Origin of the sequence: Intestinimonas massiliensis (ex Afouda et al. 2020), assembly GCF_001244995.1 — a bacterium.
In the GTDB taxonomy this organism is placed as follows: Bacteria; Bacillota; Clostridia; order Oscillospirales; family Oscillospiraceae; genus Intestinimonas; species Intestinimonas massiliensis.
The window spans coordinates 760,368-775,045 of record NZ_LN869529.1 but is presented as its reverse complement, the minus strand read 5'-3'; the positions used below and the strand labels follow the sequence as shown (position 1 = coordinate 775,045).

The window sequence follows — 14,678 nt, the reverse complement described above, 5'->3', positions numbered from 1 at the left end:
TGAGAGGTGATGGATTTGTACTCCTTTTTCTCGGACTATCTGTCCGGTCCCCGCGCTGTCGAGCGTCAAAGTGCTCTGCTCCGCCGCCTCCCCGGTGTGAAGCGCGTGCATGTGGATCCGCAGGATGGACGCATCATCATTGACTATGCCCCCTCTGAAACCGGCCCGGAGGATCTCCTGTCCCAGCTCTCGGAGCAGGAGCGTTCAGTCATCCGCTCTTCCACCAACTGGCTCACCGATTGAGGCCGCTGTCCAGCCCCCGCCGTCACGGCGGGGGCTGTTTTCTTTCTTTTGCTTTTATTTTCCGTTCTCCAGCAGCCGCAGCGCCGCCTCTTCGGCAAATTGCCGGCTGTAGAGGGTATGGTAGTAGCCCTGCCGCCGCAGCAGTTCCTCATGGCGGCCCTGTTCTACGATGTGGCCGTCCTTCACCACTAGGATCACATCCGCGTGTCGGATAGTGGACAGCCGGTGGGCAATGAGGAAGGAAGTCCGCCCCTCCAGCAGGCGGGCGATGGCATTTTGAATAAGCTGCTCGGTCTCAGTGTCGATCGAGGAGGTGGCCTCGTCCAGCACAAAGATGCGCGGATCGGCCAGCACGGCCCGTGCGAAAGAGATCAGTTGCTTTTCCCCGGTGGACAGCCGGTCTCCTCCCTCCCCCACCGGGCTGTCATAGCCCTGCTCCAGCTTGTTGACCACGGTATCGGCGCTCACCGCCTCGGCCGCCCGGCGGACCTCCTGTTCGCTGGCCTCCAGCCGCCCGTATCGGATGTTCTCCATCACCGTTCCGGAAAAGAGATGGGGGCTCTGGAGCACGTAGCCGATGCTGCTGTGTAGCCAAAGCTGGCTGCGTTCCCGGTAATCCACGCCGTCAATGAGGATACGGCCCTCAGTGGGCTCGAAAAAGCGGCAGGCCAGGTTGACAAGCGTACTCTTGCCCGCCCCGGTCTCACCCACGATGGCTACGGTGGTGCCCGCCGGGATGTGAAGGCTGAAGTGCCTCAGAACATCCTCGTCGCCGTCCGGATAGCGGAAGGATACGTCCTCAAACGTGATCTCTCCCCGGATGGTCTCCCAGTTCTCCCGCTTGGGGTGAAAGGTATCTCCATACTTCTCCACCACCTGGGGCGCATCCACCACCTGGGGCACCTCGTGCAGCAGACCGGTGACCCGTTCCATGCTGGCCTGTATGGAGATGAAGTCGGCCAGATTGCGCGCAAACTGCTGGATGGGCTCAAAGATGCCAACCGCATAGGAGGTGAAGGCGGAGAGGGTCCCCAGCAGAAGCAGATCCCGGCCCACCAGGAAGCCGCCCCTGGCCAGTACCACCGCGGTGGCCGCCGAGCTGACAAAGAGCACCAGTGGGATATACACGGCGGAGAGCCGGGCGGCCCGCACGGACGAAGCCCGCATCTCCTCGGTGAGTTCCCGGAATTGGCGGTGGTTCTGTTCCTCGATGACCAGCGTTTTGGATGTTTTGGCGCCGGTGATGCCCTCGTTGAAGGCGCCGGTGATCTTCGAGTTGAGCTTGCGCACCTTTCGGTTCCAATGGAGAATGCGGTTTTGGAAATACCAGGTGAGTGCGGCGATCGCGGGGACCACCAGGATGATGAGCATGGCCAACTGCACATTCAGCAGCAGCATAGCGACAAAAACGCCCAGCACATAGGCCAGGGACCAGAGCATGTCGAACAGGTTCCAGGCCGTCATGGTGGCGATGCGGTTGGTATCGCTCATGACCCGGGAGTGGATATATCCCACCGGGGTCACATTGTAGTAGGAAAAGGACAACGTCTGCAAATGGACGAAGCAGGCCCGCTTCAGGTCCCGCCCAAAGTACATCTCAATGCGCATGGAGCCGCGAGTAAATAGGATCACAAAAAGAGCCTGGAGCAGGATGGCTGCAAAGTAGGCCACCCCGAAGCCAAACATGCCCTCCGTAGTCCCCTCCTCGATAAAATGGTCGATGGCATAGCGCTGGAAGAGGGGCAGCAGAATGTCGATCAGCGCGCACAGAAGGTTGAATACCACCACCAGGGCAATGGTCTTCCGGTAGGGGCGCAGAAAGGGCATCAGCCCCCTCCACACCCGCCAGTCAAAGGATTGGGCATACTCCTTTTCCTCATAAGCCATGGTCTTCTTTCCCCCCTTCCGTCTCCAGCAGTACCCGGTCGTCGCGGTTCATCTGGATGTCATAGATGCGCTTGTAGGTGCCGCCTCGGGCCAGGAGCTGGGCATGGGTCCCCAGCTCGGCTACCCGGCCGCCCTCCAGGACCAGAATCTGGTCGGCCTGCATCAGGCTGGTGACCCGATGGGAGATCAGGATGACGGTGCGGCCCTGCTCGTGCTCCTTCAGCGCGGCGCGGATCTGGGCGTCAGTCTCGGCGTCCACAGCGGACAGGGAGTCGTCAAAAACCATGATGGGGGCCTGCTGCATCAGCATCCGCGCGATGGCCACCCGCTGCTTCTGTCCGCCGGAGAGGGTCACACCCCGCTCCCCCACCATGGTGTCGTAGCCCAGGCGCATCTCCTCCATGGCCCGGTCCACGCAGGCCACCTGGGCGGCGTGACGCACCTCCTCCCGGCCGGCCCGTGGGGCGGTGGCCCGGATGTTCTCCTCGATGGTGCGGGAAAAGAGGAAGGGCTCCTGGAGGACCAGGCCGATGTGGCTGCGCAGGTAATCTCTGGGGATCTCCGCCACGTCCACCCCGCCGATGGTCACCCGGCCCTGCCCCGGTTCCAGATCATAAAGGCGGTCCAGCAGGTGGACCAGAGTGCTTTTTCCGCTGCCTGTCCCGCCCAGAATGGCAAAGGTAGTCCCGGCCGGGATGGTAAAGTCCACATCCCGCAGCACCGGAGTCTGCTCTTCATAGCCGAAGGTGACGTGTTCGAAGCGGATATCCCGGTCCATGGGCGGCCTCAACGGCTGGGCCGGCTGGCGTTCCTCCCCGGCGCTCAGGATATCATTCACCCGGTCGATGGACACGCCGGCCTTGCTCATCTCGGACAAAATGCGGCCCAGGGCACGAACCGGCCAGACCATGGCGGCGTTATAGGACAGAAAGGCCAAGAGCTCCCCCGAGGTGATACCTCCGTCCACGGTCTTCTGCACCCCGGCCAGCAGCACCGTCAGGATCTGCAGGCCGGTAATCAGGTCACCGCTGCCCCAATAGGCGCTCAGGATCTGCCCCAGCTTGATCCAAAGCTGAGAAAACCGCTCGTTCTTCTCATCAAAGCGCTGGATCTCAAAGCGCTCCCGTCCGAAGGCCCGGACCACCCGCACCCCCGTCAGGTTCTCCTGTACCGCCGTGGAGAGCTCCCCCTCCGCCTCATCCACCGCCAGGAACCGGCTGGCGATTTTGCGGTAGAAGAAGACGGAGTAGCCCACGACCACAGGCAGAAAGGCCAGCGCGATGAGCGAGATCTCCGCATCCATGGAAAACATGATCATCAGATAAAAGGTCACCAGAAAGATGGTGCGGAAGGCCTCTAAAAATTGGTTTGTGACAAAGCCGCGAATGACCTCTACGTCAGAGGTACACCGCTGGATGATCTCCCCCGTCTGATGGGCCGTGTGCCACGCAAAGGGCAGGCGCTGGATGTGACCGTAGAGCTCGTCCCGCATCCCCTTGACGAACCGCTCGGAACACTTGGCTGTGCACAGGCGGCTGAAGTAATTGCAGACGCCGGATGCCGCCGCCGCCGCCAGGACCGCCCCGGCGGCCCAGGCCAGCGCCCGGGTCAGCTCCAGGCCGCCCATCCACTCGGCAGCAGTATTTGGCAGGGCAAACGGCTTGTCACCGATGATCGAATCTACGGTCGTCCGAATGATCTGAGGCGTCACCGCATTGCACACCGTGTTCAGCATGGAAAAGACCAGTGCGGCTAGAAAAAGGCCCAGCACCCCCCTCAAAAAGTGCCAGATCAGCGCCGCCTTTCCGCGGCGAGTTTGTTCCACAAAGGATTCCTCCTCTCTTTTCCGACAAAAAAAGCGCCCCAAGGGGGCGCACAGAAAGACCGCAGGTCATCTCTGTCCGGAAATACGCGGCCAGCGCCCTCCGGGATGGGGACGGCATGGCCTCTATGCTGCGTTTTTATCAGTATAACCCGGGCAGGGCAATTCGTCAAGCCCACCGCAGTCTCATACACGGATTTCTGAATGCATATTGGGGAGGAGTTTTCTGTATCCTGAATCCCCTCCAAAAAGTCTTTGCGCCTCTGCGGAAATGTCTCACAGAGAGACTTCTCCGCAGAGGCATTTTTATCCTTGGGCATATCCTACTCCTACATCACACGGTTTTAACGACTGCGCAACATCCAGGATGCATTTTCGCAACTCAGATTTAAATGGGAATGCTCTGCCGTCCTCCAAGGGCCTTGGAATTGCGGGGTTTTATGCAAGATAATCTTTTGGCACGCAATTTGCTTTAAACAACAACAGAACAACGCCTTGATACGCCAAGAAAGATTAACTATTAGAAGTCAACCCCCAAAATGAATGGCGGTGGTACAAAAACAGATGGTTCAAAAAAAGTATATCAAAGTAGAGGTCCGTTAGGACCCCGGATGCCAGCAAGAGTAAGTTAGGCTACCAGACGGTACGGTTGTCTGGACTTCTCCAGAGCGAAGATGAGCCGTACCAGTTTCTTGGCCGCGTGGGAGATTGCAACATTGTAATGCTTGCCTTCCGCTCGTTTCTTGGCAAGGTAAGACGCAAAGGCCGGGTCCCATAAGCAGACATACTTGGTGGCGTTGTAAATGGCGTAGCGAAGGTATCTGGAGCCGCGTTTTTCCATGTGCGGATAGCAGTTCTTGAGCTGTCCGGATTGGTAGGTCGATGGTGAAAGCCCTGCATAGGCAAGCAGCTTGTCGGGAGATTCAAAGCGGGAGAAGTCCCCAACCTCGGCAAGGATCATAGCCCCCATGCGACAGCCAATGCCCGGAATGGTCGTGATCGGAGAGTGCAGTTCATCCATCATAGCTTGGATTTCTGTTTCGATTTCCTCAATTTCAGCGTCCAGTTCCCGGATAAGCCGGATGGTATGCTGCAATTCGAGGGACTTGGCAGGCATTCTGGAGCCTATGGAATTCCTGGCAGCATCCCGGATGTCCAGGGCCATGTCCCGCCCGTAACGGCCTCTGGAGGCGTCAGTCAAAAGGGATTTCAGTCGTGTCAGGTGCGCCCCGGCGATCTGAACGGCGCCAGGGAACTCTTCCAGCAAGGCATAGACAGAAGCCCCATGGAGGGACGGTACCAGATTTTCCAACTCTGGGAACAGGATGCAGACCAGCCTGGAAACAGAGCATTTCAGTTTGGCTCGTTCTTTCACCTTGTCGAAACGGTATCTTGTGAGTGACTTTAGCTCCTCATTGTGGTATGCTGTGTCTGTGTAGGGCTTGAGGCCTACATCGGACAGAAGCATAGCTGCAATCGTTCGTGCATCCACACGGTCAGTCTTTGTCTTTCTTAAGCTGAGACTTTTCCTGTAGAGATTGGTGCGCAAAGGGTTCAAGACATAGGTGGCCAGACCGTTGTCAAGAAGAAACCCAAGGATGTTGTAGCTGTAATGTCCGGTCGCCTCAAGCCCTACTCTTATTTTGTCCTGGGATGTGGTGCAGTCCCGGATTTTCTGAAGCAGGCAGGTAAAACCATCCATGTTGTTGGGAATGGTGAACACATCTGCCAGGACTTCACCTTCCGAGTTGAGAATGAAGCAGTCGTGCTTGTCCTTTGAGACATCAATGCCAACAGAAACTACCATGATAAAACCTCCAACGGTAAGATTGTGATGCTGCTCCACAGAACACTTTGCTCTTGTAGCCTTGTTCCACATAAACCGTCTGGCGGTATTTAACTGATTAACAAAACTGCAAAGGGCTGTGGTTGGAACCTTTCTTAAACCATCTTCTGGTAGGAGGACAACACCAATCCACAGCATCCCTTACAGTGTAGCACATAGCCCTTGGAGAGGGGCTCTAATAACTACTACTTTATAATACAAGGAGGGCGCCGATCACAGGGGTAGCGATTCATATGCACAAACCGTTGTTCTACAACCACTTAGGAGGGATTTTATGAGCAAAAGAGTTAGCATTGACCAAGCCATCGACATGATTCATGATGGGGATGGAATTGCCATCTCTGGCTTCCAGTCTTGTACTGTGTCGCGGGAGCTTTACTTGGCATTGGCTGAGCGGTTTCGTACCACCGGCCATCCCTGTGGCCTGACACTCATGCAGGGTGCCGGCAATACGGGTGTGCAGGACATGACAGAAGAAGGGTTATTTTCGCGGTATATCACGGGACACTACGCTGGTAACCAGAAGATGATCCAAATGGTCATTGAAAACAAGATCCAGTCCTACAACCTACCACAGGGTGTCGTCGATCACATGTACCGTGCCGCGGCCGGCGGAAAGATTGGTGAGATCACCAAGATTGGCTTGCACACCTTCTGCGACCCTCGTTTGGGTGGCGGCAAGATGAACGAGATCACCACAGAGGATCTGGTGGAGTTGACCGATATCTGCGGGGAGGAGTATCTGGTCTATAAGACCCCAAAGCTGGATATTGCATTAGTGCGTGGAACTACCTCGGATGAGTTGGGGAACATTACCATCGAGGAGGAGTCCGCCCCCGTAGACCTGTTAGATGTGGTCATGGGTGTCAAGGGCATGGGCGGCAAAGTCATCGTTCAAGTCAAGAATTATGTCTCTTCCGGCTCCATGGACCGCTCCCAAGTTGTTATACCGGGCAGCATGGTAGACGCGGTCGTGGTCTGCACGAACCCCGAGGAAAATCACCGTCAGACCCCCGCTGCATTCTACGACCCAATCCTTTCGGGCCATTTCCGAGCCAATGACATCGGCTTTGACACCTTGCCGCTGAATGACCGCAAGGTCATCGCACGGAGGGCCGCTATGGAACTGGCCCCCAATTCGGTGGTCAACTTGGGAATTGGAATCCCAGAAGGAGTCGCCAAGGTAGCCAGTGAGGAAGGCATTGCCGACCGCCTGTGTCTGACCATCGAAAGCGGTCTTATTGGAGGTGTTCCAGCCGGCGGTGCACATTTTGGCTCCAGCTATAACGCTTGGGCAGCTCTCTCCATGACACACCAATTTGACTATTACGACGGTGGAAACTTGGACATCTGTTCCTTGGGCTTTGCCGAGGTCGATCCTGCCGGAAACGTCAATGTCAGCCGCTTTGGAAACCGCATCGCCGGTGCTGGCGGGTTCATCGATATCTCCCAGTCCACCCCCAAGGTTGCCTTTTCCGGGACCATGACTGCCGGTGGGCTGAGGCTGGAAATCAGGGACGGAACGCTCCACATCCTGGAAGAGGGGCAAAAGAAAAAGTTCCTTCGTTCCATCGGTCAAATTACCTTTAGCGCCGCCCAGAGCAGGAGAGCCGGGCAAAAGGTCCTCTTTATCACGGAACGTTGCGTCTTCGAGGTCACAGAGAAAGGTCTTATGCTCACCGAGATTGCCCCAGGAATCACGATTGAGGAGCACATCCTGCCTTGTATGGAATTTGAGCCGCTCATCTCCCCCAACCTCAAGCTCATGGACGCACGCATCTTCCGGGAGGAACCCATGGGCCTTGCCTCCATCATTGGAGCCAAATGACAGCACAGCGCGATACCCTTGGAGGGACCTTTACGTCTTACATAATAAAGGTACAATAAAAATCGGAAGAGAGGGATCACTCATGTTAGGTACGATCGGCTGTATCTTGGCAATTGCGCTTTTGATCATTACTGTTTTCAAGGGCCTGCATCCCTTAATCGCAGGCCTGTTGGCCACCGCTGTGGTCATTGTCTGCTGTCAAGTTCCCGTGTGGGACACCTTTCTTAACGGCTACAGCGCCGGTATGACGGGTTTTATCAAAAACTACGTTATTATGTTCTTTATGGGCGCTGCCTTTGGCGAGTTTATGTCCCTAAGCGGCTTTGCCCGCTCAATCGCCTACAAGATGATTGACATCTTTGGTGCCAAGCGCGGCATTCTGATCATCGTGGCCACCACCGCCATTCTAACCTACTCCGGCGTGTCGGTCTTCGTAGTCATATTCGCTATCTATCCGATCGCCCTTTATGTCCTCCAGGCCGGAGACATCCCCCGCCGCCTTCTACCCGGCATGGTCAACCTAGGTGCCGGCGTTTTTACCATGACTATGCTCCCGGGCTCCCCCGCTCTTACCAACGTGGTACCAGCCAATTATTTAGGCACCACTATTTATGCCGCTCCCACCCTAGGTATCATTCTGGCTATCGTAGCAGCCGTACTGGGGCTTGTCTATCTGGAGTGGCAGGCTAAGGTGTGGAAGAAGAACGGCGAGCACTTTACCCCTGGGTCCAAGGATGTCATGATGCCTATGTCGGGGGAGAGTCGCAAGGATGTCCCTAATTTCTTTGTCGCATTTGTCCCTGTTGCCATCATCTTTGTAGGCAACTTAGTTGGGACCAGGATGGGCCTCAACGCCACATTTGCTGTCTGCATCAGCCTGTTGCTGGGTATTCTCTATACCGCTATCCTCTCCTGGAAGAATATCTCCAATGCTGCAAAGCTAGAGGGAATCAATAAGAGTGCTGCCAACGCATTGATTTCCATTACAAACAGTGCCGCAATCGTTGGATTTGCCGGGGCGGTCAAGATGGTGCCGGCTTTCCAGAATTTCTTGGATTTTGCTACTGGTATTGGCGGCTCCCCGCTGTTGGCCGCAGTCATCTCCATGGATATCATCTGCGCCATTACGGCTTCCTCCTCCGGCGGTATCCAGATTTGGTGTGAGCTTCTGGGAAAGCATTTCCTCAGCATGGGCGTCAATGCCCAACAACTCCACCGCCTGGTCACAGTGGCTGCCGGCACGTTGGATTCCCTGCCCCACGCCGGTCCCAATTTGACCTTTATGACTGTCTGCGATCTCAAGTTTAAGGAGGGCTACTTCCCCATTTTTGTTATTACCTGTATCATCCCGATGATTTGTCAATTCCTTGGTCTTGCTTTGGCCGGCCTGGGTATTTGTTAACATTGCAGTGCGAGAATAGGAGCATGGTATGAGCAAATATCAGAATGTGACTGTTACCAGAGAAGGACATGTGGGCGTTGTCGTTATGTGCAGCGCTCCTGTCAACGCGTTGACCTTTGATCTGTTGGACGACCTTTCCGGAGCCTTCCATGAACTGGAGGCAGATCAGGATGTCTGGGCCGTAGTATTGTGCAGCGGCATGCGCTTATTTGCCGCTGGCGCGGACTTAAAAAATTTGGCGGTTGTTCGCCGCTCTGGTAACCTGGAGACCGCACGCCACATGCAGAGAGTCTTCCTGCAGATTGAGAACTTCCCGCATCCCGTCATCTGCGCGGTGAACGGTGTCGCTTTGGGAGGCGGTCTGGAGCTGGCCCTATCGTGCGACCTTCGAGTCTTTACCGCCAAGACGAAGGTAGGCTTTCCCGAGGGCGGCCTAGGCATTATTCCAGGCGCGGGCGGAACACAACGTCTGTCTAAACTCATCGGTCTGGGTGCGGCCAAGCGGTTAATTTACACGAGCGAGACCATCCGCGGTGAAGAGGCTTATCGCTTGGGTATGTGTGAATACTTGGCCGATGAGGATGCGTGTCTTGCCAAAGCCATGGGGGTGGCTGCCACAATCTGTACGAAAGCCCCGTTAGCCGTTGCGGCAGATAAAAAATGTATCAACTATTCCAGAGAGCATACTCTGATGGATGGACTTGAATACGAACAAAATTTGAGCGGCGACATTTTCGAAACGGAGGATAAAAGCGAGGGTATCGCCTCCTTTTTGGAGAAGCGAGAGGCCAACTTCCAAAACAAATAACAGAGGACAGCCGAAAGGTATCAACAAGGAGGAATTTTTATGTCTTACCTGTATAATCCAAAGGGCTTTTATCTGGAGGATTACGAAATTGGCAGGGAATACACCAGCCAGGGCCGTACGATCACAGAAGCCGATGTGGTGAATTTTGCAGGTGTTTCAGGCGACTTTAACCCGCTCCACACGGATGAGGAGTTTGGAAAGGCCAACCAGTTTGGAAAGCGGATCGCCCACGGAGCCTTGGGCTTCATTATTTCCAACGGACTCAACAATCAAATGGGTATTGCGGAAGGCACTACGATTGCGTTTATCGAATGCACTGTAAAATATACGGCGCCTTTGCTGATCGGCGATACCGTCCATATCGTAGTCATCCCCACCGAAGTCATCCACAGTTCCAAGCCTGGCAAGGGTATTTTGAAGCAATTAGTCAAGTTGGTCAATCAGGACGAGCGGGTCATCATGGAGTCCAACCAGACCCTGATGGTGAAGAGCCGCGTATAAACGGGCATTTTTAAGAAAGGAACCATTCCGCATGAATATCAAATATCCCTATTTCAACGAGGATCACGAAGGCATCCGTGAGATGGCGAAGGATTTCGCCGAAAAGACCCTGGCCCCCATCGCGGGGGAGATCGACAAAACCGAGGCATTCCCCATGGACGTGGTGAAGACCATGGCGGGCATGGGCTTTCTGGGACTGAAGATCCCCGAGGAGTACGGCGGTCTGGGCCTGGATATGCGCAGCTATATCTGCGTCATGGAGGAGATCGCCAAAAAGTGCGCTACTGCTACGATCTTCATCTCTTCGGCCAACTCCCTGTCCACCGCCCCCATCGTCATCTCCGGCACCCCGGAACAGAAGGAGAAGTACCTGCCCGGCGTGGCCGCCGGCGAGAGCTTGATCGCCTTTGGCCTCACCGAGCCCAACGCCGGCTCGGATGCCGCGTCCATGACCACCCGTGCGGTGGAGGACGGAGACAGCTACATCCTCAACGGCCGCAAGTGCTTCATCACCATGGCTCCCATCGCCGATCAGTGCATCGTCTACGCCAAGACCGACCCGGAGAAGGGGGCCAAGGGCATCACCTGCTTTATGGTGGATATGAACCTGCCCGGCGTGTCCTGCGGCCGCCACGAGGAGAAGATGGGCCAGCGGGGCGTGCCGGTGAGCGATGTGGTGCTGGAGGACGTGCGGGTACCCAAGGACTGCGTCATCGGCGAGGTGGGCATGGGCTTCATCAACGCCATGAAGACGCTGTCCGTGGGCCGCGTGGGGGTGTCGTCCATGTGCCTGGGCATGGCCCAGGAGGCCATCGACCTTGCGGTGAACCACACCAAGAACCGGGCGCAGTTCGGCAAGCCCCTGGCCAAAATGCAGGCCCTGCAGTTTATGATGGCGGATATGGAGACCAAGCTCAACGCCGCCCGGCTGCTGACCTACAACGCCGCTTACCTGCTGGACACCAGGCAGCCGGCGGACAAGGCCGCCTCCATGGCCAAGTATTACTCCGCGGAGGCCGCCATTGAGATCGTCAACAAGTCCCTCCAGCTCCACGGCGGCTACGGCTATTCCCGCGAGTACGAGATCGAGCGCATCTACCGCGACGTCCGGGTCTGCTCCATCTACGAGGGCTCCTCCCAGGTCCAGCAGATGGTCATCTCCGGCCAGCTTTTGAAATGAGGAAGGGTATTGTCCGCTGGCCGTTTCTGGCAGTCGGCGTGGTGAGCATGCTCTTTGCGGGCATCATCTATGCCTGGTCCATCCTGAAGGCTCCGTTGGGGGACGCCTTCGGGTGGACCGCCTCTCAACTGGCCATGAACTTTACCCTGACCATGTGCTTTTTCTGTATCGGCGGCGTGGTGTCCGGTGTGCTGACCAAACGGACCTCCCCCAAGGTGACCGTGCTGTGTGCGGCGGTCCTGTCCTGGGCGGGCTTTGCGCTGACCTCCCGCCTGTCCAGGCAGGTCATCATGCTGTATATTACCTACGGAGTTATGTGTGGCCTGGGCATCGGAATGGCCTATAATGCCGTGATCGCCTCGACCAATGCCTGGTTTCCAGACAAAAAAGGTGTGTGCTCCGGGGCCCTAATGATGGGCTTCGGAGCCAGCACCTTGGTACTGGGAAATGTGGCCGGGGCGATGATCGAGACGCCCGCTATCGGATGGCGGGGAACCTATCTGATTCTCGGCATCCTGATCGGGGTGGTCTTGCTGGTTACAGCCCGGGTGGTCCGCCTGCCCTCTCCGGAAGAGGCAGGGGCCCTGCCCAAGCCAAAGCAGAAGAAGGCTCGTAAAAGCGAGGATTCTTTCGAGACTCGGGACTATACCACTCCGGAAATGATTCAGCGCCCCAGCTTCTGGCGGTTTTTCCTGTTCACGATCGCCATGGCGGCAGTCGGAAATACGGTCATCAGCTTTGCAAAAGACTTGGCTCTCTCAGTGGGGGCTTCTGCCGCGCTTGCCACTACGCTGGTAGGAGTGCTGTCAGTCTGCAATGGATTGGGCCGCATCCTGTGCGGTGCCATTTTTGATGCGCTGGGCCGAAGAAAAACGATGTTACTTTCCAATGTGCTGACGATTTTGGCCCCAACTGTGACACTGGGGGCGATTTGGATGGGCTCGGTGCCACTGTGTGTGGCAGGGTTGTGCCTGACTGGCATTTCCTATGGCTGTGCTCCGACCATTTCTTCTGCGTTTGTGGCTACTTTCTACGGGGCCAAGCACTTTGCCATGAATTTCAGCATTGCAAACACCATGTTGATTCCAGCTTCCTTTACGGCTACTCTGGCCTCTGCTCTGGCAGCCTCCACCGGCGGCTACATGGCCTCCGTCCTGATGCTCATCGCTTTTGCTGTGGTTGGATTCGTGCTCAATTTAAGCATTAAGCAGCCGTAATGGAGCCCTTTCCCCCTCTATGTACGGCCATTAAGGCGATTTTGCCCTTGATGGCCGTACAGCTACTTGCGGAGAGATGGGCGGCTTTATGCTCCCCCCGTTTGTCATTCTTCTGACGCAATCCTGGCGCTCGCTCCGAGTATTCGGCGGCGCTACGTTGCAAGGACCAGCACCAAGTTATGAATCGTATCCTCGTTGGAGTGTGGTATAATATCCTTAGACAGGCAAAAGTACCTGCGCAGGCTGCAAAAAGCGAGGTTAAATGTCGGAAACAAAAAGAAGCTCTTTTCCTAAAAGAAAATAAAGCGAAGCAGAGAGGCCGCATGAAACGCCTTCCATGAGAAATGATGTAGAGTAGAGGTGGAGCAGATGAATGAGCAGGCAGTCTTTCTTCCGGTTCTTGAGGCCCTTTATGACGCTGTAATGGTCACCGACAGCAATGGTGTAATCATCTTAGCCAATCAAGCGGCTCTGGATTCCTTTTCCCTCACTCGGGAACAGTTGATTGGTAAGACCCCGTCCCAGTTGATTGCTGAAGGTGTCTACCTCAACTCCAGCATTACTAAAGCGATTGAGACGAGAGATACGGTGACCGAAATTATTCACTTCCCTAATGGCGCCCGCCGACTCTCTACCAGTGTGCCCATGTTCAATACTGAGGGAGACCTCTCCATGGTCATCACCAACTCCCGCGCTGAAGATATACTGAATGAATTTTCCAAACAGCTAGCCTATGAACAGGGGTTGCATGAGAAGTATCAAGAGATCGCCGCTTATCTGACGGACATACGTACGGATAAGGTAATTTATTGCAGTAATCAAATGAAGGACATCATGTCGATCTGCAATATCATATCCGGGGCTGACAGCACCGTTATGCTGCTGGGGGAGTCCGGTGTGGGAAAAGAGGTCATCGCTCATCACATCCACAATAACAGCCCCAGGAGGAAAAATGCCTTTATCCCGATCAATTGTGCCGCAATCTCAAAAGAACTGTTTGAATCCGAATTGTTCGGCTATGCACCCCACGCCTTTACAGGAGCCTCATCCAAGGGGAAGAATGGCCTTATCAAGCTGGCCCATAACGGTACTCTGTTCTTGGATGAGGTAGCGGAGCTGCCGCTGGATATGCAGACCAAACTGCTCCGATTTCTTTCCACAAAAATGTTCATCCCTGTGGGCAGCAACAAGCCAGAAGAGGTGGATGTGCGCATTATAACTGCCACTAACCAGGATTTGTTACAGATGACGAGGGAGAAAACCTTCCGGACAGACCTCTATTATCGGCTTAATGTGATCCCCATCCGTATCCCCCCCTTACGGGAACGGATTGAGGATATCAAGGTGCTATCAGAGGCCTTTCTTGCCACATACAACCAGAAATATAAAAAAGCTATCCTTTTTGCTGAGCAGGAGATGGAGCTTCTGAAGGCTTATCCTTGGCCAGGCAATGTACGGGAACTTAAGAATATTATTGAGCGCACTGTGGTTATGTGCCAGCAGGAAAACGTAGGGGATTTTCTGCAGGCCTCCCTTTTTGGTACCAACGGGATGGATGTCCTCAATTATGGCGAAGGCTTTCATATCCGCTTTGATCTTCCACTCAAAGACGCCTTAGAATCGTTTGAGAATTACTATATCAATGCGGTTTTGGAGGAGAACCATGGAGCACTGAATGAGGCGGCCAAAGTCCTTGATATCCATCGGACAACGCTCTACCGCAAGAAAAATCCCGAGCCAAAGGCGCGGCTGTCTACACAGGACAAGGGACCTGGAAAGAATGACGAGCAAGCTTGTGTTGGAACAGATGACGTATAGGCAAAAGATACTGCGCGACTGCGCTGACATAAGCCCGCATCTTCTCCCCCTTACGATAGCATATCTCAGCAATCAGGCAATACCCAGTCTGCCCGGTTGCATCCAAGCTTATCTTTCACTATAATG

Annotated in this window: 12 protein-coding genes; 9 read left to right on the top strand and 3 right to left on the bottom strand. The window is 55.3% G+C overall.

Annotated elements, in window-relative coordinates:
- Positions 1-9: 9 nt before the first annotated feature.
- A complete protein-coding gene (locus BN2154_RS16035) occupies positions 10-243 on the top strand; it encodes a heavy-metal-associated domain-containing protein (RefSeq protein ID WP_195892325.1) in 234 nt (77 codons plus the stop codon).
- Positions 244-297: 54 nt separating this feature from the next.
- Here the strand turns inward: BN2154_RS16035 and BN2154_RS07650 are convergent, their stop codons facing one another.
- From BN2154_RS07650 to BN2154_RS07635, 3 genes are all read right to left on the bottom strand, one after another.
- Complete coding sequence (locus BN2154_RS07650) at positions 298-2,130, bottom strand: ABC transporter ATP-binding protein (RefSeq protein ID WP_050618250.1); 1,833 nt, start codon at positions 2,128-2,130, stop codon at positions 298-300.
- On the bottom strand, positions 2,120-3,955 hold the full coding sequence (locus tag BN2154_RS07645) for an ABC transporter ATP-binding protein (protein WP_050618249.1): 1,836 nt from the start codon (positions 3,953-3,955) through the stop codon (positions 2,120-2,122). Before BN2154_RS07645 ends, BN2154_RS07650 begins: the two co-directional genes overlap by 11 nt.
- Positions 3,956-4,580: 625 nt before the next feature.
- Complete coding sequence (locus tag BN2154_RS07635) at positions 4,581-5,759, bottom strand: IS110 family RNA-guided transposase (protein WP_050617779.1); 1,179 nt, start codon at positions 5,757-5,759, stop codon at positions 4,581-4,583.
- A 313-nt stretch (positions 5,760-6,072) separates the two neighbouring features.
- Here BN2154_RS07635 and BN2154_RS07630 point away from each other — a divergent pair, with 313 nt between their 5' ends.
- The 8 genes from BN2154_RS07630 to BN2154_RS07600 all read left to right on the top strand — a co-directional run bounded on the left by BN2154_RS07630 (position 6,073) and on the right by BN2154_RS07600 (position 14,552).
- Entirely contained in the window at positions 6,073-7,626 is a 1,554-nt protein-coding gene (locus BN2154_RS07630; RefSeq protein ID WP_050618247.1) for an acyl CoA:acetate/3-ketoacid CoA transferase, read from the top strand.
- Between the two features lie 82 nt (positions 7,627-7,708).
- Positions 7,709-9,028: a GntP family permease gene (locus BN2154_RS07625; RefSeq protein WP_050618246.1), complete on the top strand. Its 1,320-nt coding sequence runs from the start codon at positions 7,709-7,711 to the stop codon at positions 9,026-9,028.
- Between the two features lie 28 nt (positions 9,029-9,056).
- A complete protein-coding gene (locus tag BN2154_RS07620; RefSeq protein WP_050618245.1) occupies positions 9,057-9,836 on the top strand; it encodes an enoyl-CoA hydratase/isomerase family protein in 780 nt (259 codons plus the stop codon).
- Positions 9,837-9,875: 39 nt separating this feature from the next.
- Complete coding sequence (locus BN2154_RS07615) at positions 9,876-10,337, top strand: MaoC/PaaZ C-terminal domain-containing protein (RefSeq protein WP_050618244.1); 462 nt, start codon at positions 9,876-9,878, stop codon at positions 10,335-10,337.
- A gap of 31 nt (positions 10,338-10,368) precedes the next feature.
- Positions 10,369-11,517, top strand: coding sequence for an acyl-CoA dehydrogenase family protein (locus tag BN2154_RS07610; protein WP_050618243.1), 1,149 nt, complete (start codon positions 10,369-10,371; stop codon positions 11,515-11,517).
- The gene (locus tag BN2154_RS07605; protein ID WP_050618242.1) at positions 11,514-12,734 is read left to right on the top strand and encodes an MFS transporter; all 1,221 of its coding nucleotides are present in this window, start codon (positions 11,514-11,516) and stop codon (positions 12,732-12,734) included. The genes BN2154_RS07610 and BN2154_RS07605 overlap by 4 nt, the downstream gene beginning before the upstream one ends.
- Before the next feature lie 179 nt (positions 12,735-12,913).
- Entirely contained in the window at positions 12,914-13,075 is a 162-nt protein-coding gene (locus BN2154_RS16030) for a hypothetical protein (protein ID WP_195892324.1), read from the top strand.
- 28 nt (positions 13,076-13,103) lie between these two features.
- Positions 13,104-14,552 (top strand): sigma-54 interaction domain-containing protein, encoded by a 1,449-nt coding sequence (locus BN2154_RS07600; protein WP_050618241.1) that lies wholly within the window; start codon positions 13,104-13,106, stop codon positions 14,550-14,552.
- Positions 14,553-14,678: the final 126 nt, after the last annotated feature.